The sequence below is a fragment of the Pseudomonas sp. NFIX49 genome (assembly GCF_900115915.1).
GTDB classification, from domain to species: domain Bacteria; phylum Pseudomonadota; class Gammaproteobacteria; order Pseudomonadales; family Pseudomonadaceae; genus Aquipseudomonas; species Aquipseudomonas pharyngis.
Genome location: NZ_FOYE01000002.1, coordinates 28,916 through 51,585 on the forward strand (window position 1 = coordinate 28,916; position 22,670 = coordinate 51,585).

Below are 22,670 nucleotides of genomic sequence, written 5' to 3' on the forward strand. Positions count from 1 at the left end.
CTGGCTTTCGCAAGGACTCGCCCATGTCTAGCTGGTTCAAACGCATCGCAGTTCTAATGATCCTGACCCTCGCCCTCGGCGCCTGCAGCCGTGTTGGCCTGGCCTATCGCAATCTTGACGTGATCATTCCGTGGACGCTCAGCGACTACCTGGACATGAACGGCGAGCAGAAGGACTGGTTCAACGAGCGACTCAGGGAACACTTGAACTGGCATTGCACCACGCAATTGCCGGGTTATCTCGATTGGCTGGATCGCCTGCAAACCATGGTCGAGACCAATCAGGTCACCGACGCAGCGCTCCAGGCCCGCACCGCAGAAGCCAAGCAGGCGATCGCCGAAACCGCCCGGGAAATCACCCCGTCGGCGATTGAATTGCTGCAAGGGCTGGATGATCGGCAGGTCGCTGAAATGAACGACGCGTTTGCCAAGGATCTGCAAAAGCGCCAGCAGGAATACCTCAAGCCACCACTGGCGCAGCAGATTGCCGAACGAGGCGCGCGCATGGACAAGCGTCTCAACGATTGGCTCGGCCCGTTGAGCGCCAAACAGGAACAGCGGGTGATGGCCTGGTCAACCGCCCTGGGCGATCAGAACACCCAGTGGATCGCCAACCGTGCGCATTGGCAGAAGCAGTTCAGCGCGGCGGTGGCGCAACGCAAAAGTCCTGAATTCCCACAACGGATCGAGACACTTCTGGTCAATCGGGAGCGTTTATGGACCCCGGATTACCAAAAGGCCTACGCCAATACCGAGGCGCAGGCTCGTTCGCTGTTCGTCGACCTGATGGCAGAGAGCACGCCGCAGCAAAGGCAGCGCCTGTTGAAAAAAATCGAAGGGGTGCGCAAGGACTTCAATGACTTGAAGTGCCTGAAGGCCGCACAAAAAAGCTGAGATCACTGAAAAACCCATGTGGGAGCGAGCAAAATCGCTCCCACGGTTTTTCGTGCAACGCCTCAGGCAATCTGCGCCTTAGAGGCCACCTCATCGAATGTCAGCTCATCCAGCGCATCTTCCTGCTCATCGAGCACCTGACGCGGATGATCGTTGCCGGGAATGCTGCTGTCGATCAGGCTCAACAGGCTGGAGCCACGCGGGGTCAGGCTGAAGTTGTTGCCGGTACTGCCTTCATCTTCGCCACGGGGCTCGATGTAGCCGCGCTCCAGCAGCAGCTTTTCGTAGTCGCAGGCGAGCGTTTTCAGGTGATCCAGATTCTCGATCGGCTCGCCCGCCGCCGCTTTTTCCGCCGCATAGTCTTCGGCAAAAGACCGTGGCGCAAAGCTGTGGCCCGCGCCGTTCTGCACTTCATGCAGCAGGCGCTCAATCAAATCCCAGTTATAAGTCGTCATCCTGATTCAACCTCCGGTGCGCGTGATTTTTTGGCGCGTTCACAGGTTGTGACCGGAGCGCTGCGTCACCGTTCAGGATTATTCGGCGCCCCGACCGACCGGCGGTCTGTCGATTTCCCGGGTGGTTGAACGACTAGTCTGAGACAGACGGTTTCAACCCCCGCAGGAGAAATCATCATGAACGTTGAGAATCATCCGGTGGTGTCGCGCGAAGCATGGCTCGCCGCCCGCAAGCAGCATCTGGCCGATGAAAAGGCCTTCACCAGGGAACGCGACCGCCTCAGCGCCAAACGCCGCGCCCTGCCCTGGGTGAAGGTCGACAAGGATTACCGCTTCATGGGGCCGAACGGCGAATTGAAACTTGCCGACCTGTTCGGCAAACACAGCCAGCTCGTCGTTTACCACTTCATGTTCGCCAAGGGCTGGGAGGAAGGCTGCCCGGGCTGTTCATTCCTCAGCGACCACATCGACGGCGCCAACCAACACCTGTCCCATCACGACATTGCGCTGGTGGCGGTGTCCCACGCACCGATCGCCGAATTCCAGGCCTTCAAGCGGCGGATGGGCTGGACATTCGACTGGGTGTCGTCGGACGGCTGCGATTTCAACTACGACTTTGGCGTGTGCGCCCGCGCTGAAGATGTCGAGGCAGGCAAGGCTACGTACAACTACGAAAAGACCGACAGCGTCGAGGAAGAAATGCCCGGGCTCAGCGTGTTTTATCGCGCCGACAACGGCGACATTTTCCACACTTACTCAACCTATGCCCGCGGCCTCGACCTGTTGGTCGGCGCCTACAACTACCTCGACCTCACGCCCAAGGGCCGGAACGAGGACGAGATCATGGAATGGGTGCGGCATCATGACCGGTATGAGGGAGAAACGAAATCCAGTTGCTGCCACGCGACCTGATCGCCACTTGATTGCGATGAAGCGAGACAGATTGTTCGACCTTTTGAATCTGTCTCTGCTTCAAATACGGTAAAGCGACGCCAGTCGCTAAGGATGCTTTGCGTCAGTCAGTCTGCAGATAAAGCGTCTCGTCATACCTGAAGTCGATTTTCAACTTGCCGCCCACAATGTCCATGGCAATCTCACAGGCGTTCCACGCGGGTAGTCCGGCCGTAAGGTTTTGCGCTCTGTGCAACTTTCTAAGGGCAACCAGGCTGTTCATGACAATGCGGTCAGCCTCACCACTGCTCGGACTGAACCAGTCCCGCTCGCCTTTTCCGTCGACATAATCAAACAGCAACTGACAGTGATCGTCCTCAGGCGAAAGCTCCACATCAACGATCACTCTCATCGCTGACTCAGGCGCCTCATCGACCAACAGCTGTCCGAGCCTTTGGTAAATCTTATCTTCGGTCATCGCGTGTCCTTCCTGGGTTCACAACGGCAAAGGGGCGGATCACCCAGCACGTCCGCCTTGAATTCGTTACCCGAGAACATCACTCGACCCGCAAGTATTCGTAACCGCGAACCATGGGCTTACCCTCCTCCGGTTTGCGCAACCGGATCAGTTCCATCATGTTTTCCTGCGTGTATTCGACGAAGTACTCTTTGCCCGCCTCGACGGGCAGGTTCAGGAAGACATTGCCGGGGTTCGGGCGCTGCCCTGCGGAAACCTTGTGCAAACCAGGGCTGACATACACCCACGAATAGTTTTTGCTGCCGAGTGCCACGACCGCACTGTCATTGATGCTGAAAATGCTGTCGTAGAAACTGCCCTGAATCACCTGCGAACGCATCATGTAGACCAGCGCCTTGCCCTGCGGTGGCTGGGGCGGCTCGAAGTACGGTTGAGCAGTTTGATGGTGGCTGCACCCGCTCAGCATCAGCAGGAACAACAGGGCCGAGAGACGCTGGATAAACGGGCTCATTGTTTTTGCCCCAACAGCTGGTTGAACACCGGCGCCATTTTTTCCTCGACCGAGGCCAGTTTCGACAAATCGAAACCGCCCTCGTTTGTCAGGTTGTAATGGGCAAAACCGATTTGCTGCTCGCCCTTGTAAAGTCGAACGGTGGCATCGGACAAGTACATGGAGAGATCCCAGGAGCGGATGGCGGTGTAGTTCAAGCGATATTCACAGTTGGCAGGAACCGGAGCGGTATACACCTGGCTGTCGATGCCGTGGCGACGCAACACTGTTTGAACGCCAGCAACGAAGTCGCCCACGACCACTTTCGGATTTTCCTCGATGCACAGTGTCGAGATCTTGTATTGAGGAGCCACCGGCTCGACCTTGACGTTGGTGCAACCGGCCAGCGCCAGCAGCAGGCCCGCGGTGACAACTCTAGAAAGCATGTTCGATCCTTCAGTGCCAGTTGATATCAATATGGTGGCGCATCCTAGTGGAGCCCCCGAAAACGGTCAATTACAGGGCAAACCTTCAATACAGAAACTGAACTTTCGCTCGGCCAAAACCCTCAACCGGTTAACCCGCCTTAACCGGAACTGAGGCCTGCCCCCATGAAAACCCTGCTCAAGCTCACCCTCGCCGCCACGCTTGCCTGCGCCCTGCCCGTCTGGGCCTGTACGCCGGAAGAAGCCACCGCCAAACGCGAGCAACTGGCCAAGGAAGTCGCGAAGCTCACCGAGCAAAACCCGACCAAGGCCAAAGAGATCAACGCCGAGTTGCAGAAAATGGACTTGGGCACTGCCTCCGCCGATCTGCCGGACAAATGCCAGTTGATCGATCAGCGCTTGAAGGAACTGGGTTCGGCCGAGAAGAAAACCGAGGGATAGCACCCGCGCAGACAACGGCAGGCTTTGGTATCGATCCGGCTGGATCGATACCAAGGCCTGCTTTCTTTTGTCCTTAAATTTGCATTGGTGCATTTTGTTATTTGCACAAATGCATATTCACACCTAGGGTTACCCCGAGCCTGATCGGAACCGGCCATCGGAGATGGCAACCCTTTAGCACCGATCGCTCGGCAATAGCGTTATCCCGCAAACGCGGAACGTTTGTTTTCATTCATGGAGGATTGAAAAATGTTAACCACTGAGACAACGGCATTCACTGGCAACACCCTGCCCGAATGTCTGATCAGCCATCTGCTCGACCCGCAACTGGTCGAGGTCGAGGCAGCTGTTCAACAACGCGCCCTCGCGGCCGCCAGCCTGAACTTCATCATGCAGCAACAGACCCAGACCAACTGGTGCTGGGCCGCCGCTTCCGCCTCGGTCGGCAATTATTACGGCACCGGGTCCTGGACCCAATGCGCCGTTGCCAGTGCCGCGCTGGATCGCAATTGCTGCAATCAACCGGGGCCGTGCAACGTGTACGGCTATCTGGACGTAGCGCTGAAGATCACCCGCAGTTTCAACGGCATGAATTCGGGCTCGCTACAGATGTCGGCCATCCAGAACCAGATCAACATGGGTCGCCCGATCGGCCTGCGCTGTGCCTGGTACGGTGGCGGTGCGCACTTCCTGGCGATCTATGGCACCAACGGCAATTACGTGCTGGTCGCGGACTCGATCTACGGCTATTCGACCCGCGCGCTGAGTGCCTTCCCCGGCTCCTACAACGGCGGCGGTAACTGGACCCACACCTACTTCACGGCGAAAAACCAGGGGGCGGCATCATGAAACTGACTTATCCAAAAGCGCCTTCCAACGGCGTCCAGACCTTGCGTCCGGCCCTGCAGGCCGCGTTGCAGACCCAGGGTTTCGGCGTCAATCGCCAGTTCGCCAGCGCCGCGCCCACCGGGATCAGCCTCAGCGAGGCCTATCGCGGCTACTCGCTCAGTCTGGACGACTTGAGCCAGGGCAAAGGCCTGAAAAACGCCCGAGTCGGCGACTGGCATTACCTGGTGTTTTCTGGCGGGGTATCAATTGCCGATGCGCAATTGGCCGAAGTACGCGGTCACGTCGAGTTCGCCTCGCTGAACCACGGCAACCTGGCGGCCGCCACGGTCGGTGCGCTGAAACTGGCGGAGCAATCGCCGCAGCTGAAGGGCAAAACCGTTGAGCTGCGGATGCTGTTTGTGTCGTCGCTGCACTTCGTGGCGATCTGGCTGCATGCGGCGGACGAAGACGTGCTGATCCCGATCGAGCCAACGCCAAAAGAGCTGGCACTGACCGGGCTGTACAGCGAGGCTGCCCTGCTCGCACAGCTCAAACCGGCGGCCGATCAGGCCAAGCGGCGTTTTGACGCCGACACCACTGGCCTGCTGGGCAGTTGATAAACCCAGGCAATAAAAAACCCGGACCGTGTCCGGGTTTTTTATTGGTTGCCTGAAACGGTTTATTCCACCGCTGGCGCTGCCGGCTTGCGGCGTTTCAGCGGGGCCATGCCGTCGCTGCTCACCAGAGCGTCCGGTTTCGGACGGTTGGCGCTCTTGCGCTTGGTCGGGGTCTTGGCGGCGGTTTTCTTCTTGTCGCCCTTGGCGTCGGTCTTTTTCTTCTTCACACCGACGGCCTTGCCCGAGGCCTTGACCTTTTTCGGTCCGCCGTAGGTGCCTTTGACTTCCTTGATGGTACGGCGCTCGAAGCTCTGCTTCAGATAGCGCTCGATGCTCGACATCAGGTTCCAGTCGCCGTGGCAGATCAGCGAGATCGCCAGACCGTCGTTGCCGGCACGGCCGGTACGACCGATGCGGTGCACGTATTCGTCGCCGCTGCGTGGCATGTCGAAGTTGATCACCAGATCCAGGCCGTCAACGTCCAGACCACGGGCCGCCACGTCGGTAGCCACCAGGATTTTCACGCCGCCCTGCTTCAGACGGTCGATCGCCAGTTTGCGATCCTTCTGGTCTTTCTCGCCGTGCAGCACGAACGCCTTGTATTCCTGAGCGACGAGGCGACCGTAGATGCGGTCGGCCATGGCCCGAGTGTTGGTGAAGACGATGGCCTTCTGGTAGGTCTCGTTGGCCAGCAGCCAGTTGACGATCTGTTCTTTGTGCTGGTTGTGGTCGGCGGTGATGATCTGCTGACGGGTGGTGTCGTTCAGTTGGCTGACCGCGTTCAGCTGCAGGTGCTCGGGGTTGTTCAGCACCTTGGCGATCATCTCGCGCAGGCCGGAACCGCCGGTGGTGGCGGAGAACAGCATGGTCTGCTGACGGTTCGGGCATTCGTCGACCAGACGCTGCACGTCTTCGGCGAAACCCATGTCGAGCATGCGGTCGGCTTCGTCGAGCACCAGCACTTCGACTTCTTTCAGGTCGAGGTTGCCGGCGTTCAGTTGCTCGATCATCCGGCCCGGGGTGCCGATCAGGATGTCCGGCACCTTGCGCAACATGGCGGCCTGGACCTTGAAGTCTTCACCGCCGGTGATCAGGCCGGACTTGATGAAAGTGAACTGCGAAAAGCGCTCGACTTCCTTAAGGGTCTGCTGGGCCAGCTCGCGGGTCGGCAGCAGGATCAGGGTCTTGATGCTGACGCGAACCTTGGCCGGGCCGATCAGGCGGTTGAGGATCGGCAGGACAAAAGCGGCGGTCTTGCCGCTACCGGTTTGCGCCGTCACCCGCAGGTCACGCCCCTGAAGCGCCAGCGGAATGGCCGCGGCTTGCACAGGCGTTGGCTCGACAAATTTCAGCTCGGCCACGGCTTTGAGCAGGCGTTCGTGCAGGGCGAATTGGGAAAACACGGGTGCTACCTCGAAGATATGCAAAAAATCAGCTGCATAGGTTACCGGTTTCGAGCGCTCAGGCCGAGTTTCTTTGTGAAATCCACGGTAATCAGTGGCTTTTTTGTTGCTCGATTTGTCTCCAACGGTAATACACAGCGTCTTAAATGCTCTAATCGCCCGTCGCGTCTTACAGAAGAATCGTCTCGCTCATGGATTTCAAACAGCTCTGGCTCAATGCCCAAGACCTCTGGGGTGCCCTCGAACAGCACCCGCTCCTGCACGCCGGCCTGGCGCTGCTCCTGTTGTTGGTGATCGCGCTGGTGCTCGGACGAGTGGCGCGCTACCTGATCCTGCATGCCAGCCGCATGCTCGGTCGCCAGCCCGCCCTGCACTGGATCAACGACTTTCGCCATAACAAGGTGTTTCAGCGTCTGGCGCAGATGACGCCGTCGCTGGTGATCCAGTTCGGCCTGCACCTGGTGCCGGAACTGAGCAAGACCGCCATGGTGTTCCTCGGCAACGTGGCGCTGGCGTTCACCATTCTGTTCCTGCTGCTGTCGGTCAGCGCCCTGCTCAATGCACTGCTGGACATCTACGCCCGCACCGAACACGCTCGCACCCGCTCGATCAAGGGTTATGTGCAACTGGCGAAAATGGTCCTTTACGTGTTCGGCGCGATCATCATCGTCGCCACCCTGATTGACCGTTCGCCGCTGTTGCTGCTGTCGGGTCTGGGTGCGATGTCGGCGGTGATCCTGTTGGTCTACAAGGACACCCTGCTGTCGTTCGTTGCCAGCGTGCAACTGACCAGCAACGACATGCTGCGGGTCGGCGACTGGATCGAGATGCCGCAAGTCGGCGCCGATGGCGACGTGGTCGACATCACCCTGCACACGGTCAAGGTGCAGAACTTCGACAAGACGATCGTCTCGATCCCGACCTGGCGCCTGATGTCCGAGTCGTTCCGCAACTGGCGCGGCATGCAGCAGTCCGGCGGGCGACGGATCAAGCGCAGTCTGTTCATCGACGCCAGCGGAGTGCGCTTCATCCGCGACGATGAAGAGGAGAAACTCTCCCAGGTGCACCTGCTGACCGCCTACATGGGCCGCAAGAAAGCCGAGCTCAAGGCCTGGAACGAGGCGCAGGGCAATGTCGCGGCGATGTCGGCCAACCGTCGGCGCATGACCAACATCGGTACGTTCCGCGCCTATGCCTTGGCTTACTTGAAGAGCCACCCGGAGATCCAGCCGAACATGACCTGCATGGTCCGCCAGATGCAGACCACCGCCCAGGGCATTCCGCTGGAAATCTATTGCTTTACCACGACCACGGTGTGGGCTGATTACGAGCGGATTCAGGGGGATATTTTCGATTACCTGCTGGCGGTGCTGCCGGAGTTTGGGCTGAGCCTGTATCAGCAGCCGAGTGGTGGGGATTTGCGTTCCGGGATATTGCCGGCAGTCCTTGGCGCGAGCCATATTCCGGAAGCCGAAAAACATTTGATGTAACGCTTTCTTCAAACGCAAAAAAAAGACGCAACCCCGGTTGCGTCTTTTTTTGTCCCGCCGATTTATCAAGCCTGCCGCTGCGGCGCCTTGTGCACCATGGTGTAGGCGTAGTCGACGCCCATGCCGTACGCACCGCTGTGTTCCAGCACCAGGTCCATTACCGCCTGATAAGTGTCTTTGTGCGCCCAATCACGCTGGTACTCGAGCAGCACCTGTTGCCAGGTCACCGGCACCGCACCGGCCTGAATCATCCGCTGTACCGACATGTCGTGGGCTTCCTTGGTGGTGCCGCCGGACGCGTCGGTGACGATGTACACCTCGTAACCTTCAGCCAGGGCTTCCAGAGCCGGGAAGGTCAGGCAGACCTCGGTCCACAGCGCGGCGATGATCAACTTCTTGCGCCCGGTGGCCTTCACGGCGTCAACCAGCGCCTTGTCTTCCCAGGAGTTCATCGAGGTGCGCTCGATCGGCTTCTGCTCAGGGTGTACCGCCAGCAGTTCCGGCCAGATGTAGCCGCTGAAGCTTTCGGTTTCGACCGAGGTGTAAATGGTCGGTACGTTGAAGATCTTGGCAGCCTTGGCCAGGCCGACGGTGTTGTTCTTCAGGGTCTGACGGTCGATCGACTGTACGCCGAAAGCCATTTGCGGCTGGTGGTCGATCAGGATCAGGGCGGAGTTGGTTGGGTTCAGCAGTTCACGGATAGACATGGCGCGTTCCTTTTGATGTCGATTCAGAGTTTCGATTGGGTAATGGGTGAGTCGAGTGGCTTGCCGTCTTCGGCGTTGTTGTCTCGGCTTGGATGTCACTTTAGGGGCTAGCCGATAAAGGGACAATTCCCTAAAATCGAGAATCATTGATTCTAAAATAGGGACAATCATGGATCGCATCGAATGCATGCGCGCCTTCGTGGTGACGGTCGGCGAGAACGGCTTCGCAGCCGCCGCCCGGGCCATGGACGTGCCCCGCTCGAAAGTCAGCAAACAGATTCAGGCGCTGGAAGAAGCCATCGGCGTGCAACTGCTGCAACGCACCACCCGCAGCCTGCACCTCACCGAGGCCGGTGCCGAGTATTTCGAAGCGGCGCGGGAAGTGATTGCGGCACTGGACGAGGCCGAGCAGCGGGCGCGAGACGGGGTGGGTGAATTGCGCGGGGTGTTGCGGGTCAACGCACCGATGTCGTTCGGCCTGCGGCGCTTGGGCAAGCTGATTCCGCTGTTCCACGAGCAGCACCCGAACATCGAGCTGCAACTGGTGCTCAGCGACCAGCAGGTCGATCCGGTGCGCGGCGGGTTCGACGTGACCATCCGCATCGCCAGCCTGCCCGACTCGACCATGATCGCCCGGCAACTGGCGCCAGCGCCGCGCATCATGGTCGCCTCCCCCGCTTATCTCGAACGGGCGGGCACGCCGCAGACTCCGCAGGATCTGCGCTCACATCAATGCTTGAACTACGGCTATCTGCAGAGTGGCGTCAGCCTGCAACTGTGCAACGGCAAGGAGACCCAGCGCGTCAACGTCACCGGGCCGTTGCACGCCAACAATGGTGACTTGCTGGCGCAAGCGGCCGAGGCCGGGATGGGCATTGCGCTGCTGCCGGACTTCATCGTCGAAGAGGCGCTGGCGGCCGGGCGGCTGGTGCCGGTGCTGTGCGAATGGCAAGCCCCGGCGATCACCATCAACGCGGTGTATTCGTCAGCGCGGCGGGTGCCGCAGAAGACCCGGGCGTTTATCGCGTTTCTGGTGGAGCAACTGGCGCCGACTGGCGAATCCCCAACCGGCTGATCCACACCGCGGCCAGAATCACGCTGCCACCGAGGAACAACCGCCCGAGCTCTTCATGCTGATTCCAGATCAGCAGGTTCAGCAGCAGGCCCACCGGCACGTGCAGGTTGTTCATCACCGCCAGGGTGCCGCCGTTGACCAGGCACGCGCCTTTGTTCCACCAGTACAAACCGAGTGCGGTGGAGACCAGACCAAGGAACACCAGCACGCCCCATTGCAGCGGTGCTTCGGGCAGGAAATTGGATTTGCCGAACAGCAGGAACGCCGGCAGCGCCACCGCCAGTGCGCCGAGGTAGAAGAAACCAAAGCGCCGGTAGTGCGGCAGATCGCTCGGGTGTTTCGCCACCAGATGCTTGTACAGCACTTGCCCGGCGGCGTAGGTGAAGTTGGCCAGTTGCAGCAGCAAAAAGCCCATGAAGAAATCCGGGTTGATCCGGTCGTAGCGGATCACGGCCGCGCCTGCGACCGCCACCAGTGCGGCGATCAGCGCCCACGGATTGAAGCGTCGGTTGAGTGCGTCTTCGATCAGCGTTACGTGCAATGGTGTGAGGATGGTGAACAGCAGCACTTCCGGCACCGTCAGCACGCGGAAACTCAAGTACAGGCAGACGTAGGTCACGCCGAACTGCAACGCGCCGATCAGCAGCATGCCGCGCATGAACGCCGGTTCCACCGAGCGCCAGCGGGTCAGCGGGATAAACACCAGCCCGGCCAGCACCACCCGCACCAGCACCGCAAAGTAGCTGTCGACATGACCGGCCAGGTATTCGCCGATCAGACTGAAGGAAAACGCCTGGATCAGCGTGACAAAAAGTAGATAGCCCATGCTCGCCTCGATTTCGAATGGCGGCGACGATAGCGGTTTTTGCCAGCCATCGCTAAATCCCGGGCAAAAAAAAGCCCGATCTCGCTAAAGCGTTCAATCGGGCTACAGCACTCAGGAGCAACAAGTGCAAAGGGAGGTTCGATGCGCGTAGAGCCTTGAAGGGGTTGCGCCAGGTCACTAGAACAATCGGCGATTATCTGGCGATTAACATATCAGGCGACCTGGGACAGTTTGGCGTTGGCCTGGTTGAGGCCTTTCTCCTGGAAGTCGCCGCCCAGATTCATGCCTTCAGCGTGGATGAAGGTCACGTCGTTAATGCCGATGAAGCCCATCACCTGACGCAGGTACGGTTCCTGATGATCCGCCGGGCCGCCGGCGTAGATCCCGCCGCGAGCGGTCAGCACGTAGGCACGCTTGCCGCTGAGCAGGCCTTGCGGGCCGGTTTCGGTGTATTTGAAGGTCACGCCGGCACGCAAGACGTGGTCGAGCCAGGCTTTCAGGGTGCTCGGGATGGCGAAGTTGTACATCGGCGCCGCCATCACCAGCACGTCGGCGGCCAGCAATTCATCGGTCAATTCGTTGGAACGGTCCAGCGAGGCCTGCTCGCTGTCGTTGCGCTGCTCGGCGGATTTCATCCAGCCGCCCAGCAGGTTGATGTCCAGATGCGGTACCGGGTTCACGGCGAGGTCACGCACGGTGATCTGATCGGCCGGATGCGCCGCTTTCCACTGACTGATGAAGGTCTGGGTCAGTTGACGGGAAACCGAGTCTTGCTGGCGGGCGCTGCTTTCGATGATCAGAACGCGGGACATGTTGTGTAGCCTCCATCCGAGAATGTTGTAAGTCGATGGAGTGAAGGTTAAACAGTGCCGTATCGATGAAAAAGCGCAAATAATTGCTGCAAAGCATCGAAAAATTCGTTTAGATGCAAGCCGTAGCCTGTGGAAGCCCGCTCCCACAGGCCCGTGACGCTATTTCGGGGTGCAGCTCAGCTTTATGCGCAGCTTGATGATGGTCCGGGTGAACTTGGCCGTGGCGTTTTTATGCTTGCCCGCCGCCACCTCGATATTGCGCGTGCGCGGCGCTTCCGGGCCGTTGGTGAATACCACCTTGCAGGTCGCGTCGACGTCACCGTAGTTGTTGACCTGGATGGAGCCGATGTCGTTATCGGTGTCGAACGCGTTGTAGTCGATCTTCAGGCCGTTGAGGTCCTTTTCCACATCGATCGGGTAGGCGAACGCAGTCAGCGGAAGCAGCGCCAGCAACACACAACAGAATTTTTTCATTCGGCAGTCTCCATGAGGGACCGCCAGCTTAGGACAAGAGGAGCTATTGATGAAAGCGCCCCGCGTGACCCTTGATCAATGGCGAACGTTGCAGGCCGTGGTCGACCACGGCGGATTCGCCCAGGCCGCCGAGGCCCTGCACCGTTCGCAATCGTCGGTGAGCTATACCGTCGCCCGCATGCAGGATCAGCTCGGCGTGCCGCTGTTGCGCATCGACGGCCGCAAGGCCGTGCTGACTGAAGCCGGCGGCGTCCTGCTGCGCCGCTCGCGGCAATTGGTGAAACAGGCCAGCCAGCTGGAAGACCTTGCCCATCACATGGAGCAGGGCTGGGAAGCCGAAGTACGGCTGGTGGTCGACGCCGCCTACCCGAGCGCCCGTATCGTGCGCGCATTGACCGCGTTCATGCCGCAGAGCCGTGGCTGCCGGGTGCGTCTGCGTGAGGAAGTGTTGTCGGGCGTCGAAGAAGTGCTGCTCGAAGGCGTGGCCGACCTGGCCATCACCGGGCTGAGCATCCCCGGTTACCTTGGCGCGGAATTGAGCGATGTCGAATTTGTCGCCGTCGCCCATCCTGATCATGCGCTGCATCGGCTCAACCGCGAGCTGAGCTTTCAAGACCTGGAAACCCAGATGCAAGTGGTCATCCGCGACTCCGGCCGCCAGCAACCTCGGGACGTCGGCTGGCTCGGCGCCGAGCAGCGCTGGACCGTCGGCAGTCTCGCCACGGCTGCGACGTTCGTCAGCAGTGGCCTGGGATTCGCCTGGCTGCCACGCCACATGATCGAGCGGGAACTGAAAGACGGCTCGCTCAAGCTGCTACCGTTGGACAGAGGCGGCAACCGCAACTCCAGTTTCTATCTCTATTCGAACAAGGACAAACCCTTGGGCCCAGCGACGCAAATCCTCATCGAACTGCTGCGCACCTTCGACACCCTGCCGCTGGACGCACCGTTCGCCGCCCCCGAACAAGCCTGACACGGAGTTCACCGATGGCGTATTTCGAGCATGAAGGTTGCAACCTGCACTACGAGGAATATGGCCACGGCGATCCGTTGCTGCTGGTTCACGGTCTGGGCTCCAGCACTCTGGACTGGGAAATGCAGATTCCGGCGCTGGCCGCGCATTACCGGGTGATCGTCCCGGACGTGCGCGGTCACGGCCGCTCCGACAAACCCCGCGAGCGCTACAGCATCGCCGGCTTCAGCGCCGACATCGTCGCCCTGATCGAGCACCTGAAGCTCGGCCCGGTGCACTACGCCGGGCTGTCCATGGGGGGCATGATCGGCTTTCAGCTCGCCGTCGATCAGCCGCGGATGCTCAAGAGCCTGACCATCGTCAACAGCGCGCCCGAGGTCAAGGTGCGTACCCGCGACGATTACTGGCAGTGGTTCAAGCGCTGGAGCCTGATGCGTGTGCTCAGCCTCGCCACCATCGGCAAGGCCCTTGGCGCCAAGCTGTTCCCCAAACCGGAGCAGGCAGATTTGCGTCAGAAGATGGCAGAGCGCTGGGCAAAAAACGACAAACGTGCTTATCTCGCCAGCTTCGATGCGATTGTTGGCTGGGGGGTCCAGGAACGACTTTCCCGGGTCACCTGTCCAACCCTCGTCGTCAGCGCCGACCGGGACTACACCCCCGTTTCGCTGAAAGAAACCTATGTCAGACTGCTGCCCGATGCGCGGCTGGTGGTAATCGCCGATTCGCGCCACGCCACCCCGCTCGACCAGCCCGAACGCTTCAATCAAACGCTGCTGGAGTTCCTCGCCACAGCCGATAATCACCCTCAGGATCACTGACCCATGCTGAAAAAACTCGCCCTCGCCGCCGGCACCCTGCTGTTCGCTGCCAACCTGATGGCTGCCACGCCGGCAAAAGCACCGCACGTGCTGCTGGACACCACCAACGGCCAGATCGAAATCGAGCTGGACCCGGTCAAGGCGCCGATCAGTACCAAGAATTTCCTCGAGTACGTCGACAGCGGCTTTTACAACAACACGATTTTTCACCGCGTGATCCCGGGCTTCATGGCCCAGGGTGGCGGCTTCACCCAGCAGATGCAGCAAAAAGACACCAAGGCCCCGATCAAGAACGAAGCCAGCAACGGCCTGCATAACGTTCGTGGCACCCTGTCGATGGCGCGTACCTCCAATCCGGATTCGGCCACCAGCCAGTTCTTCATCAACGTCGCCGACAACGCCTTCCTCGATCCGGGCCGTGACGCCGGTTACGCGGTGTTCGCCAAAGTGGTCAAGGGCATGGACGTGGTCGACATCATCGTCAACTCCCAGACCACCACCAAACAGGGCATGCAAAACGTGCCGGTCGACCCTGTGATCATCAAGTCGGCCAAGCGCATCGACTAAGCTTTACAGGGCATATCGAGCGGCGCTGACCTGATGTCACGCCGCTCACACTGATAAAAGGAGAGCCCGTGCTCCGGGCGGTTATCTGATGCTCTATCGCCGTTTCGAACAACTGATCGACATATTCCGCGACGCCCCGACGGCGTCTCCGCCGGACCGCGTTCTGCCCTTCTATACCTATTACCTGAAGCAGGTCTGGCCGAGCTTCGTCGCCCTGCTGATCGTCGGCCTGTTCGGTGCACTGATCGAAGTGGCACTGTTCAGCTACCTGAGCCGCATCATCGACCTCGCCCAGGGCACGCCGAACGTCGACTTCTTCAAGGTGCACGGCGTCGAACTGGCGTGGATGGCGGTGGTAGCGTTACTGCTGCGCCCGCTGTTCCTGGCGCTGCACGACATGCTGGTGCACCAGACCCTGAGCCCGAGCATGACCAGCCTGATCCGCTGGCAGAACCACAGTTACGTGCTCAAGCAGAGCCTGAATTTCTTCCAGAACGACTTCGCCGGGCGCATTGCCCAGCGCATCATGCAGACCGGCAACTCGCTGCGCGATTCCGCCGTGCAAGCGGTGGATGCGTTGTGGCACGTGCTGATCTACGCGATCAGTTCGCTGGTGCTGTTCGCCGAGGCCGACTGGCGCCTGATGATCCCGCTGCTGACGTGGATCGCGGCCTACGTCGGCGCACTCTATTACTTCGTGCCACGGGTCAAGGACCGCTCGGTGGAAGCCTCCGATGCGCGCTCGAAGCTGATGGGCCGGATCGTCGACGGCTACACCAACATCGCCACCCTGAAGCTGTTCGCCCACACCAACTTCGAACAGCATTACGCCCGAGAGGCGATCCAGGAGCAGACCGAAAAAGCCCAGCTGGCCGGCCGCGTGGTCACCAGCATGGACGTGGCCATCACCACCATGAACGGCCTGCTGATCGTCGGCACCACGGCGCTGGCGCTGTGGCTGTGGACGCAATCGCTGATCAGTGTCGGCGCGATCGCCCTGGCCACCGGCCTTGTCATCCGCATCGTCAACATGTCCGGCTGGATCATGTGGGTGGTCACCGGCATCTTCGAAAACATCGGCATGGTCCAGGATGGTCTGCAGACCATCTCGCAACCGGTCAGCGTCACCGACCGGGAGCAGGCCAAACCGCTGGCCGTGGCCCGTGGTGAAGTGCGTTTCGAGCACGTGGATTTTCACTACGGCAAGAAGAAAGGCATCATCGGCGACCTCAACCTGACCATCAAACCCGGCGAGAAAATCGGTCTGATCGGCCCGTCCGGCGCCGGCAAATCAACCCTGGTCAACCTGCTGTTGCGCCTGTACGACGTCGAGGGTGGGCGGATTCTGATCGATGGCCAGAACATCGCCGAAGTCGGCCAGGAAAGCCTGCGTGCTCGGATTGGCATGATCACCCAGGACACCTCGCTGCTGCACCGCTCGATCCGCGACAACTTGCTGTACGGCAAGCCCGACGCCACCGACGCCGAACTCTGGGAAGCGGTGCGCAAGGCCCGTGCCGATGAGTTCATTCCGCTGCTGTCGGACGCCGAGGGGCGCACAGGATTCGATGCGCATGTCGGCGAACGCGGGGTGAAGCTGTCCGGTGGTCAGCGTCAGCGGATCGCGATCGCGCGGGTGCTGCTCAAGGACGCGCCAATCCTGATCATGGACGAAGCGACCTCGGCGCTGGACTCGGAAGTGGAAGCGGCGATCCAGGAAAGCCTGGAAACCCTGATGCAGGGCAAGACCGTGATCGCCATCGCCCACCGCCTTTCGACCATTGCCCGCATGGACCGGCTGGTGGTGCTGGAAAACGGCAAGATCGCCGAAAGCGGCAACCATGCCGAACTGCTGGCCCATGGCGGGTTGTATGCGCGGTTGTGGGCGCACCAGACCGGAGGGTTTGTCGGCATCGACTGAACCGCGCTTCTGATCGTTCCCACGCTCCGCGTGGGAATGCAGCCCATGACGCTCTGCGTCACTGGACGCGGAGCGTCCCCTGAGGCATTCCCACGCAGAGTGTGGGAACGATCAACAGGAAGAAAAAAACCGCCAGAGCCCTTTAACTATGGGCTCTGGCGGTTTTTTATCGCCTGCTGGAAATTCGCATGAACCCTGCTGTACTGACCCAAGGCTCCGGAACGGAACCTGTCGTAAATCTGCAAGGAAGCACCACTCGATCCAGTCTCGATAGTACGTCTATCAAGGACACTCTCATGTCTCTGTTCAAACGTTCAGTCACTGAGTTGTTGGGTACGTTCTGGTTGGTGTTGGGCGGTTGCGGCAGTGCGGTCATTGCCGCGTCTTCACCCTTGGGAATCGGTGTGCTGGGGGTGGCCCTGGCCTTTGGTCTGACGGTGCTGACCATGGCGTTTGCCATCGGCCACATCAGCGGCTGTCATCTCAACCCGGCCGTGTCGGTCGGTCTGGTCGTCGGCGGTCGGTTCCCGGCCAAAGAGCTGCCGGCTTATATCATTGCCCAAGTGGTCGGGGCGATCCTCGCGGCGGCGCTGATCGTCTACATCGGCAGCGGCAAGGAAGGCTTCGACATCGCTGCCGGCCTGGCCTCAAACGGTTATGGCGAGCACTCGCCGGGCAAATACTCGATGGCGTCCGGCTTCGTCACCGAGCTGGTGATGACCGCCATGTTCGTGGTGATCATCCTCGGCGCCACCGACAAACGCGCTCCGGCGGGACTGGCACCGATCGCCATCGGCCTGGCCCTGACGCTGATTCACCTGATCTCGATCCCGGTCACCAATACCTCGGTCAACCCCGCCCGCAGCACCGGCCCGGCGCTGATGGTCGGCGGCTGGGCCATCGCCCAGTTGTGGATGTTCTGGGTCGCGCCGTTGCTGGGTGCGGTGGTCGGCGGCGTGCTCTATCGCTGGCTGGGCAAGGAAGACAGCTGAGGGTGTCGGCGAGGATCAGGCTTGCCGATACGGCAAGGCGCTCCTCGCCTCTTCCGCATAAGCCAGTACACCGGCGCGTTCCTGGTGCAGGAAGTCTTTGACCGCGGCTTTCAAACCGGGATGGCGCAGGTAATGCCAGGAATGGGTGATCACCGGTTCAAAGCCACGAATCAGCTTGTGCTCGCCCTGGGCACCGGCATCGAAGCGCTGAAAACCCTGGGCAATCGCATAGTCCATGCCCTGATAGAAACAGGTCTCGAAGTGCAGCCGGTCGAACTCGGCAAGGCATCCCCAATAACGCCCGTAAAAGCTGTCGCCGCCCACCAGACTGAACGCCATCGCCACCGGCCGTGAGCCCTGCCGGGCCAGGACCACGCGGATTGATTCCGGCATGCGCTCGGCCAGCAGGCTGAAGAATTCCCGGGTCAGGTAAGGTGCCTGCCGGCGTACCGCGTAGGTGTTGGCGTAACAGGCGTAGACAAAATCCCACTGCGTCTCGTCCAGTTCGCGGCCTTCCAGCCATTCGAACTCGAAGCCCTGTCCCGCCACTTGCTCGCGCTCCTTGCGCATCTGCTTGCGCTTGCGCGAGGCGAGCACGTCGAGAAAGTCCTGAAAGTCGCGGTAGCCGCGATTCTGCCAGTGGTACTGACAGCCGATGCGTTGCAGCCAGCCCGGCTGCTCGGCCATGGCGGCATCGGTAAACGCGTCGGTGAAGTTGATGTGGGCGCTGGAGAGTTCTTCGATTTCCAGATACCCCGGCAGGCTCTTGAGCAGCTCGAATCCGTCCTCGACATTCGCTGCCAACAACCGTGGGCCGCTGACCGGACTGAATGGCACCGCGCTCAAAAACTTGGGGTAGTAATCAATGCCGGCCCGAGCGCAGGCATCGGCCCAGCCGTGATCGAACACATATTCGCCGTAGGAGTGCCACTTACGATAACCGGGCAACGCGGCGATCACGCGCCCCGCTTCGACGTGCAGCAAATGCTCCGCTTGCCAGCCGGTGTGCGGGCCGACGCTGCCGCTGTCCTCCAGCGAAGCCAGGAAGGCGTGGCGCAGAAACGGCTGGTTTTGCGGGATCAGAACATCCCAGTCGGACGCTGGAATTTCCGACAGTTTATGCAGACGTTGCAGCGGCATTTTCCTCTCCACTTTCGGGCGTGAACGCCCGGCGAGTATCGCTGATCGGCGGGGCGTTGCCCACGTCCGATTACGCGACAGCGCTCTAAATCAATAGTTCACGGCAGCTTTGTATCGTCATCAACCTGCCATCATCGTGCCACTGCTCTGTCATAAACCATCGCGATACTGGCGCCTGTTTTTAGAGCGCCGGGTTCTACCCCCGGACACTGTTTTCCGACCGTCAAACCGTCGGTTGTGCCCAGGATGGTTCAGCCATCCCCTTCATCTTCGGAGATTGCTATGCGTCTTGCTTCCACGAAAACTGCGGCGGCCCTGTGCGGTGGCCTGTTGCTGGCCATGAGTGTTCCGGCCAGTGCCGCAGTCGACGCCAAACTGCTCGACATGCTCAAGGCTAACGGTTCGATTTCCCAGGCGCAGTACGTAGAACTGCAAACCGAACTGGCCAAGGATCAGAAGGCCCAGCAAATCGCGCAGCAGGCGCAGCAGGAGACCAACGAGCAAATCGCGGCGACCGCGAAGAAAACCAACGAACTCAGCAGTTTCGACCAGAAACTGGCCTGGGCCGCCAAGACCCAGTTCAAGGGCGACGTGCGTATCCGTCAGGAAACCATCAAGATCGATGGCGAGCCGAACAACGGCGGCCGCGACAAGAATCGCCAGCGCATCCGTGCCCGTCTGGGTGCGTACACCGAGATCAACCCGCAAGTCGACACCGGCATCCGTATCGCCACCGGCGGCGGCGACGACGCCCGTTCGACCAACCAGGACCAGGACAATTACTTCGACAAGAAGCAAATCTGGCTCGACCTGGGCTACATCGACTACCACCCGGATCAGATCAAGAACCTGCACATCATCGGCGGCAAAATGCTGCAACCGTGGGTGAGCATGGGCGACGTGATCTGGGACAGCGACATCAACCCGGAAGGTCTGGCCGTTACCTACAAGTATCCGTTGGGCAGCAGCGTCGAGCTGTTCGGCAGCCTGGGCAACTACAACCTCAAGGACAACGTCGATGGCGACGGCGTGCAATTCCGTCACGACCTGCGCCTGACCGCCGGCCAGTTGGGCAGCCGCTTCGCCATCACCGACAACCTGAAACTGACCCTGGGCGGCAGCGTCTACGCCTACCAGAACGACGAAGACAGCCGTTGCACCGGCACTTCCACGCCGTGCGCCCTGGCCGTCAACGGTAACTCGGCAGACAACGAATTCCGTCTGTACGAAGGCTTCAGCCAGGTCGACATCGGCGGCCTGCCAATGCCGCTGTCGTTCTACGGTCAGTACGTGAAGAACAACGATGCAGTGACCGATCAGGACACCGCGTGGCTGGTAGGTGCCAAGTCGAAAGTCTTCGGCCTGAACCTCGACTACAACTATCGTGACGTGCAGCGCAACGCGGTGGTCGGTGCCTTCACCGATTCGGACTTCGCCAACGGCACCACCGGTTCCCGTGGCCACAAGTTCAAGGTCGGCTACGACATCGACAAGAACTTCGCCATCGGTGCGACTTACTTCCTGACCAAGGCCGACTTCTCCAGCCGTACCCAGCGTGATGCAGACACCAACACCCTGCAGCTGGACGCGGAAGCGAAGTTCTAAGCAACCCGGCAACAGACTTCAAACGATGGGTTGTACATCCGGTTCCATCGTTTGAAGCGGCTTCAACAGACTGGCGCGGCCGCAGCGATCCCCATCATCCGTTCGCTGCGGTCGCGCCAGGCTGTGTTTTCAGGGACTGTCCTTGCGCCGCAGCGCTGCCAGCTGCTCTGCCAACGCGTCCACGCCCTCTTCAGGCTTTTGCGGCATCGCTCGCAACGTCGCCTGCATCAAACGCATCTGGCGAATGAACCGCCGGCAATTGCGGCAGAACATCAGGTGATGACGCACCATCAACTTCTCGCGAAAGCTCAACTGGCCATCGAGATAATCGCTGGATCGCGCCACTTGCTCCTTGCAGGTCAACATTCTCCCGTCTCCTCAAAATGCTCCACGGTCGCGAAGACCTTCAAGCGTGCCCTGTGCAGCAACACGCGGACATTGGAGAGCGAGATCTCCAGAAGATTACAGATTTCCTCCAGCTCCAGACCCTGACGCTCGCGCAGCGTGAGCACACTGCTCTGAAGTTCGGAGAGACTGAGCAACGTATGCTCCAGACATTCACGCAGCTCGCCTTCGGTCAGCAATGCCTCGGGGGTGTCCTGGTGCCAGGCGAACGGTGCGACCAGCCAGTGGCCGTCGCCGGGAGAAAAGCGATCGTCGTCGATGGTTCCGTGGGGGGACGGCAGATCATCCAGCAACACTTCGCGACGATTGAGTTTGTAGCGGCTCTTGGCCGAGTTGGCGGTGACGGTCAGCAGCCATGTCTTGAGACTGGAGCGCCCCTCGAAACGGCCGATATTGCGCACCACCGACAGCCAGGCATCCTGCACCACTTCCTCGACATGGCGCTGGCCGACAATCGCGTAGGCCACCGCGCGCATGGGGCTTTGATAGGTGCTGACCAGTTCCTTGAAGGCTTTCTGTTCGCCTGCCAACAACCGCTCGAGCAGTTGTGTGTCGTCAACCGCCATCCATCAATCCCCTCTTCCTGACTCCGAAAATGATAGCGGCAGGATCTCTCCTGCCGCCAGTTTCGAAAATTACAGCGTTCGCGCCGATTCGGATGTAGGAAACGTCAGCGCGATTAAGAGGAAATGAACTCGCTCTTAGCGTTTACGCAGAATCACGCTACCAATCGAGTAACCGGCACCGAACGAACTCAGCACCGCCAGCGAACCGGCCGCCAGATCGTCCTGATATTTGTGGAACGCGATCACGGAACCGGCGGAGCTGGTGTTGGCGTAGGTGTCGAGAATCACCGGGGCTTCTTCTTCGGTGGCTTCGCGGCCCAGCAACTTGCGCACGATCAGGTGGTTCATGCTCAGGTTGGCCTGGTGCAGCCAGAAGCGCTTCACGTCACCGACGTTGAGCTTGTTCTCTTCCAGATGTTCGCCGATCAGTTCGGCGACCATCGGGCAGACATCCTTGAACACCTTGCGGCCTTCCTGCACGAACAGTTTGTCGCGGGCGCCGATGCCCTCTTCCGCCGCGCGATTGAGGAAGCCGAAGTTGTTGCGGATGTTGTTGGAAAACTTGGTCAGCAGTTTGGTGCTGACCACGTCGAATTGGTGCTTGGAGGTGGCCAGATCGGCGCGCTCGATAATCACGGCGGTGGCCGCGTCACCGAAGATGAAGTGGCTGTCGCGGTCACGGAAATTCAGGTGACCGGTGCAGACTTCCGGGTTGACCATCAGGATCGCCCGGGCCTGACCCAGTTGTACGGTGTTGGCCGCTTGCTGGATGCCGAAGGTCGCCGACGAGCAGGCCACGTTCATGTCGAAACCGAAACCCTGGATGCCCAGCGCTTCCTGGACTTCGATGGCGATGGCCGGGTAGGCGCGTTGCAGGTTGGAGCAGGCGACGATTACAGCGTCGATGTCGGCGGCAGTCTTGCCGGCACGCTGCAGGGCTTGCTCGGCAGCGCCGATGGCCATCTGGCAGAGCACCGACCATTCGTCGTTGGAACGCTCCGGCAGGCGTGGCGCCATGCGCGCAGGGTCGAGGATGCCGTCCTTGTCCATGACAAAGCGGCTCTTGATGCCGGAAGCTTTTTCGATGAACGCGGCGCTGGACTCGGTCAGGGCCTGGACTTCGCCGTTGGCGATGGCTTCGGCGTTGTCCGCATTGAACTGGGCGACGTAGGTATTGAAAGACTGCACCAGCTCTTCGTTGGAGATGCTGTTGGCCGGGGTGTACAGGCCGGTGCCGCTGATGACGACGTTATGCATGGTCGTTTCTCTAATCTGTTCAGGCAGAAAGTGCTGGCACCGACGTGCCAACACGCAAAGGGTCCATTCCCGTCTAAGGGACGCAAAAACCTGGCATCGC

General features: G+C 60.3%; 26 protein-coding genes. 13 read left to right on the forward strand and 13 right to left on the reverse strand.

Features of this window, described 5'->3' with window-relative positions; genetic code table 11:
- Positions 1-23 precede the first annotated feature (23 nt).
- Positions 24-893 (forward strand): DUF6279 family lipoprotein, encoded by an 870-nt coding sequence (locus BMZ46_RS04440; RefSeq protein ID WP_074691136.1) that lies wholly within the window; start codon positions 24-26, stop codon positions 891-893.
- Between the two features lie 62 nt (positions 894-955).
- On the opposite strand, the gene BMZ46_RS04445 is transcribed toward BMZ46_RS04440, so the two are convergent.
- Positions 956-1,348 carry a hypothetical protein gene (locus BMZ46_RS04445; RefSeq protein ID WP_039772548.1) on the reverse strand — a complete coding sequence of 131 codons (393 nt, stop codon included), beginning with the start codon at positions 1,346-1,348 and terminating at the stop codon, positions 956-958.
- Between the two features lie 177 nt (positions 1,349-1,525).
- Between BMZ46_RS04445 and BMZ46_RS04450 the strand changes: the two genes are divergently transcribed.
- Positions 1,526-2,260, forward strand: a complete 735-nt coding sequence (locus tag BMZ46_RS04450; protein ID WP_074691134.1) for a DUF899 domain-containing protein — start codon at positions 1,526-1,528, stop codon at positions 2,258-2,260.
- A gap of 103 nt (positions 2,261-2,363) precedes the next feature.
- Here the strand turns inward: BMZ46_RS04450 and BMZ46_RS04455 are convergent, their stop codons facing one another.
- The 3 genes from BMZ46_RS04455 to BMZ46_RS04465 form a co-directional block, all read right to left on the reverse strand.
- A complete protein-coding gene (locus BMZ46_RS04455) occupies positions 2,364-2,717 on the reverse strand; it encodes a hypothetical protein (RefSeq protein WP_074691133.1) in 354 nt (117 codons plus the stop codon).
- A gap of 79 nt (positions 2,718-2,796) precedes the next feature.
- Positions 2,797-3,228 carry a DUF2846 domain-containing protein gene (locus BMZ46_RS04460; RefSeq protein ID WP_219736955.1) on the reverse strand — a complete coding sequence of 144 codons (432 nt, stop codon included), beginning with the start codon at positions 3,226-3,228 and terminating at the stop codon, positions 2,797-2,799.
- Positions 3,225-3,653, reverse strand: a complete 429-nt coding sequence (locus BMZ46_RS04465; RefSeq protein ID WP_074691131.1) for an Sbal_3080 family lipoprotein — start codon at positions 3,651-3,653, stop codon at positions 3,225-3,227. Before BMZ46_RS04465 ends, BMZ46_RS04460 begins: the two co-directional genes overlap by 4 nt.
- Before the next feature lie 165 nt (positions 3,654-3,818).
- On the opposite strand from BMZ46_RS04465, the gene BMZ46_RS04470 reads away from it, so the two are divergent.
- From BMZ46_RS04470 to BMZ46_RS04480, 3 genes are all read left to right on the forward strand, one after another.
- Positions 3,819-4,094, forward strand: a complete 276-nt coding sequence (locus tag BMZ46_RS04470) for a hypothetical protein (protein WP_007956561.1) — start codon at positions 3,819-3,821, stop codon at positions 4,092-4,094.
- A gap of 249 nt (positions 4,095-4,343) precedes the next feature.
- Positions 4,344-4,943, forward strand: coding sequence for a papain-like cysteine protease family protein (locus tag BMZ46_RS04475; RefSeq protein ID WP_074691129.1), 600 nt, complete (start codon positions 4,344-4,346; stop codon positions 4,941-4,943).
- Positions 4,940-5,539, forward strand: a complete 600-nt coding sequence (locus tag BMZ46_RS04480) for a hypothetical protein (protein ID WP_039772551.1) — start codon at positions 4,940-4,942, stop codon at positions 5,537-5,539. Before BMZ46_RS04475 ends, BMZ46_RS04480 begins: the two co-directional genes overlap by 4 nt.
- A gap of 62 nt (positions 5,540-5,601) precedes the next feature.
- Here BMZ46_RS04480 and BMZ46_RS04485 read toward each other — a convergent pair whose 3' ends face one another.
- Positions 5,602-6,942 (reverse strand): DEAD/DEAH box helicase, encoded by a 1,341-nt coding sequence (locus tag BMZ46_RS04485; protein WP_074691127.1) that lies wholly within the window; start codon positions 6,940-6,942, stop codon positions 5,602-5,604.
- Between the two features lie 191 nt (positions 6,943-7,133).
- Here BMZ46_RS04485 and BMZ46_RS04490 point away from each other — a divergent pair, with 191 nt between their 5' ends.
- Entirely contained in the window at positions 7,134-8,432 is a 1,299-nt protein-coding gene (locus BMZ46_RS04490; RefSeq protein ID WP_074691125.1) for a mechanosensitive ion channel family protein, read from the forward strand.
- Positions 8,433-8,497: 65 nt separating this feature from the next.
- Here BMZ46_RS04490 and BMZ46_RS04495 read toward each other — a convergent pair whose 3' ends face one another.
- Positions 8,498-9,139 (reverse strand): hydrolase, encoded by a 642-nt coding sequence (locus BMZ46_RS04495; protein WP_007956548.1) that lies wholly within the window; start codon positions 9,137-9,139, stop codon positions 8,498-8,500.
- Positions 9,140-9,308: 169 nt separating this feature from the next.
- On the opposite strand from BMZ46_RS04495, the gene BMZ46_RS04500 reads away from it, so the two are divergent.
- Positions 9,309-10,214, forward strand: coding sequence for a LysR family transcriptional regulator (locus BMZ46_RS04500; RefSeq protein ID WP_011332964.1), 906 nt, complete (start codon positions 9,309-9,311; stop codon positions 10,212-10,214).
- On the opposite strand, the gene BMZ46_RS04505 is transcribed toward BMZ46_RS04500, so the two are convergent.
- The 3 genes from BMZ46_RS04505 to BMZ46_RS04515 all read right to left on the reverse strand — a co-directional run bounded on the left by BMZ46_RS04505 (position 10,159) and on the right by BMZ46_RS04515 (position 12,326).
- Positions 10,159-11,040, reverse strand: coding sequence for a carboxylate/amino acid/amine transporter (locus BMZ46_RS04505; protein WP_039772587.1), 882 nt, complete (start codon positions 11,038-11,040; stop codon positions 10,159-10,161). The two genes, BMZ46_RS04500 and BMZ46_RS04505, sit on opposite strands and share 56 nt — an antisense overlap.
- Positions 11,041-11,252: 212 nt before the next feature.
- Entirely contained in the window at positions 11,253-11,852 is a 600-nt protein-coding gene (locus BMZ46_RS04510) for an FMN-dependent NADH-azoreductase (protein WP_011332962.1), read from the reverse strand.
- Positions 11,853-12,011: 159 nt separating this feature from the next.
- Complete coding sequence (locus tag BMZ46_RS04515; RefSeq protein ID WP_011332961.1) at positions 12,012-12,326, reverse strand: hypothetical protein; 315 nt, start codon at positions 12,324-12,326, stop codon at positions 12,012-12,014.
- 49 nt (positions 12,327-12,375) lie between these two features.
- Here BMZ46_RS04515 and BMZ46_RS04520 point away from each other — a divergent pair, with 49 nt between their 5' ends.
- The 5 genes from BMZ46_RS04520 to aqpZ all read left to right on the forward strand — a co-directional run bounded on the left by BMZ46_RS04520 (position 12,376) and on the right by aqpZ (position 17,597).
- Positions 12,376-13,299, forward strand: a complete 924-nt coding sequence (locus BMZ46_RS04520; protein WP_011332960.1) for a PA3225 family LysR-type transcriptional regulator — start codon at positions 12,376-12,378, stop codon at positions 13,297-13,299.
- 14 nt (positions 13,300-13,313) lie between these two features.
- The gene (locus tag BMZ46_RS04525) at positions 13,314-14,117 is read left to right on the forward strand and encodes an alpha/beta fold hydrolase (protein ID WP_074691123.1); all 804 of its coding nucleotides are present in this window, start codon (positions 13,314-13,316) and stop codon (positions 14,115-14,117) included.
- A gap of 3 nt (positions 14,118-14,120) precedes the next feature.
- Positions 14,121-14,684: a peptidylprolyl isomerase gene (locus BMZ46_RS04530; RefSeq protein WP_039772590.1), complete on the forward strand. Its 564-nt coding sequence runs from the start codon at positions 14,121-14,123 to the stop codon at positions 14,682-14,684.
- An 88-nt stretch (positions 14,685-14,772) separates the two neighbouring features.
- Positions 14,773-16,605, forward strand: a complete 1,833-nt coding sequence (locus BMZ46_RS04535; RefSeq protein WP_039772592.1) for an ABC transporter ATP-binding protein — start codon at positions 14,773-14,775, stop codon at positions 16,603-16,605.
- 296 nt (positions 16,606-16,901) lie between these two features.
- Positions 16,902-17,597 carry an aquaporin Z gene (gene aqpZ / locus BMZ46_RS04540; RefSeq protein ID WP_074691121.1) on the forward strand — a complete coding sequence of 232 codons (696 nt, stop codon included), beginning with the start codon at positions 16,902-16,904 and terminating at the stop codon, positions 17,595-17,597.
- Between the two features lie 15 nt (positions 17,598-17,612).
- Here the strand turns inward: aqpZ and BMZ46_RS04545 are convergent, their stop codons facing one another.
- Positions 17,613-18,737: a GNAT family N-acetyltransferase gene (locus BMZ46_RS04545; protein WP_074691119.1), complete on the reverse strand. Its 1,125-nt coding sequence runs from the start codon at positions 18,735-18,737 to the stop codon at positions 17,613-17,615.
- 282 nt (positions 18,738-19,019) lie between these two features.
- Between BMZ46_RS04545 and BMZ46_RS04550 the strand changes: the two genes are divergently transcribed.
- Complete coding sequence (locus tag BMZ46_RS04550) at positions 19,020-20,342, forward strand: putative porin (protein WP_074691118.1); 1,323 nt, start codon at positions 19,020-19,022, stop codon at positions 20,340-20,342.
- A 129-nt stretch (positions 20,343-20,471) separates the two neighbouring features.
- Here the strand turns inward: BMZ46_RS04550 and BMZ46_RS04555 are convergent, their stop codons facing one another.
- From BMZ46_RS04555 to BMZ46_RS04565, 3 genes are all read right to left on the reverse strand, one after another.
- Positions 20,472-20,708, reverse strand: coding sequence for an anti-sigma factor family protein (locus tag BMZ46_RS04555; protein WP_039772598.1), 237 nt, complete (start codon positions 20,706-20,708; stop codon positions 20,472-20,474).
- Positions 20,702-21,313: an RNA polymerase sigma factor gene (locus BMZ46_RS04560; RefSeq protein WP_074691117.1), complete on the reverse strand. Its 612-nt coding sequence runs from the start codon at positions 21,311-21,313 to the stop codon at positions 20,702-20,704. The genes BMZ46_RS04555 and BMZ46_RS04560 overlap by 7 nt, the downstream gene beginning before the upstream one ends.
- 135 nt (positions 21,314-21,448) lie before the next feature.
- Positions 21,449-22,570, reverse strand: coding sequence for a beta-ketoacyl-ACP synthase III (locus BMZ46_RS04565; RefSeq protein WP_074691116.1), 1,122 nt, complete (start codon positions 22,568-22,570; stop codon positions 21,449-21,451).
- Positions 22,571-22,670: the final 100 nt, after the last annotated feature.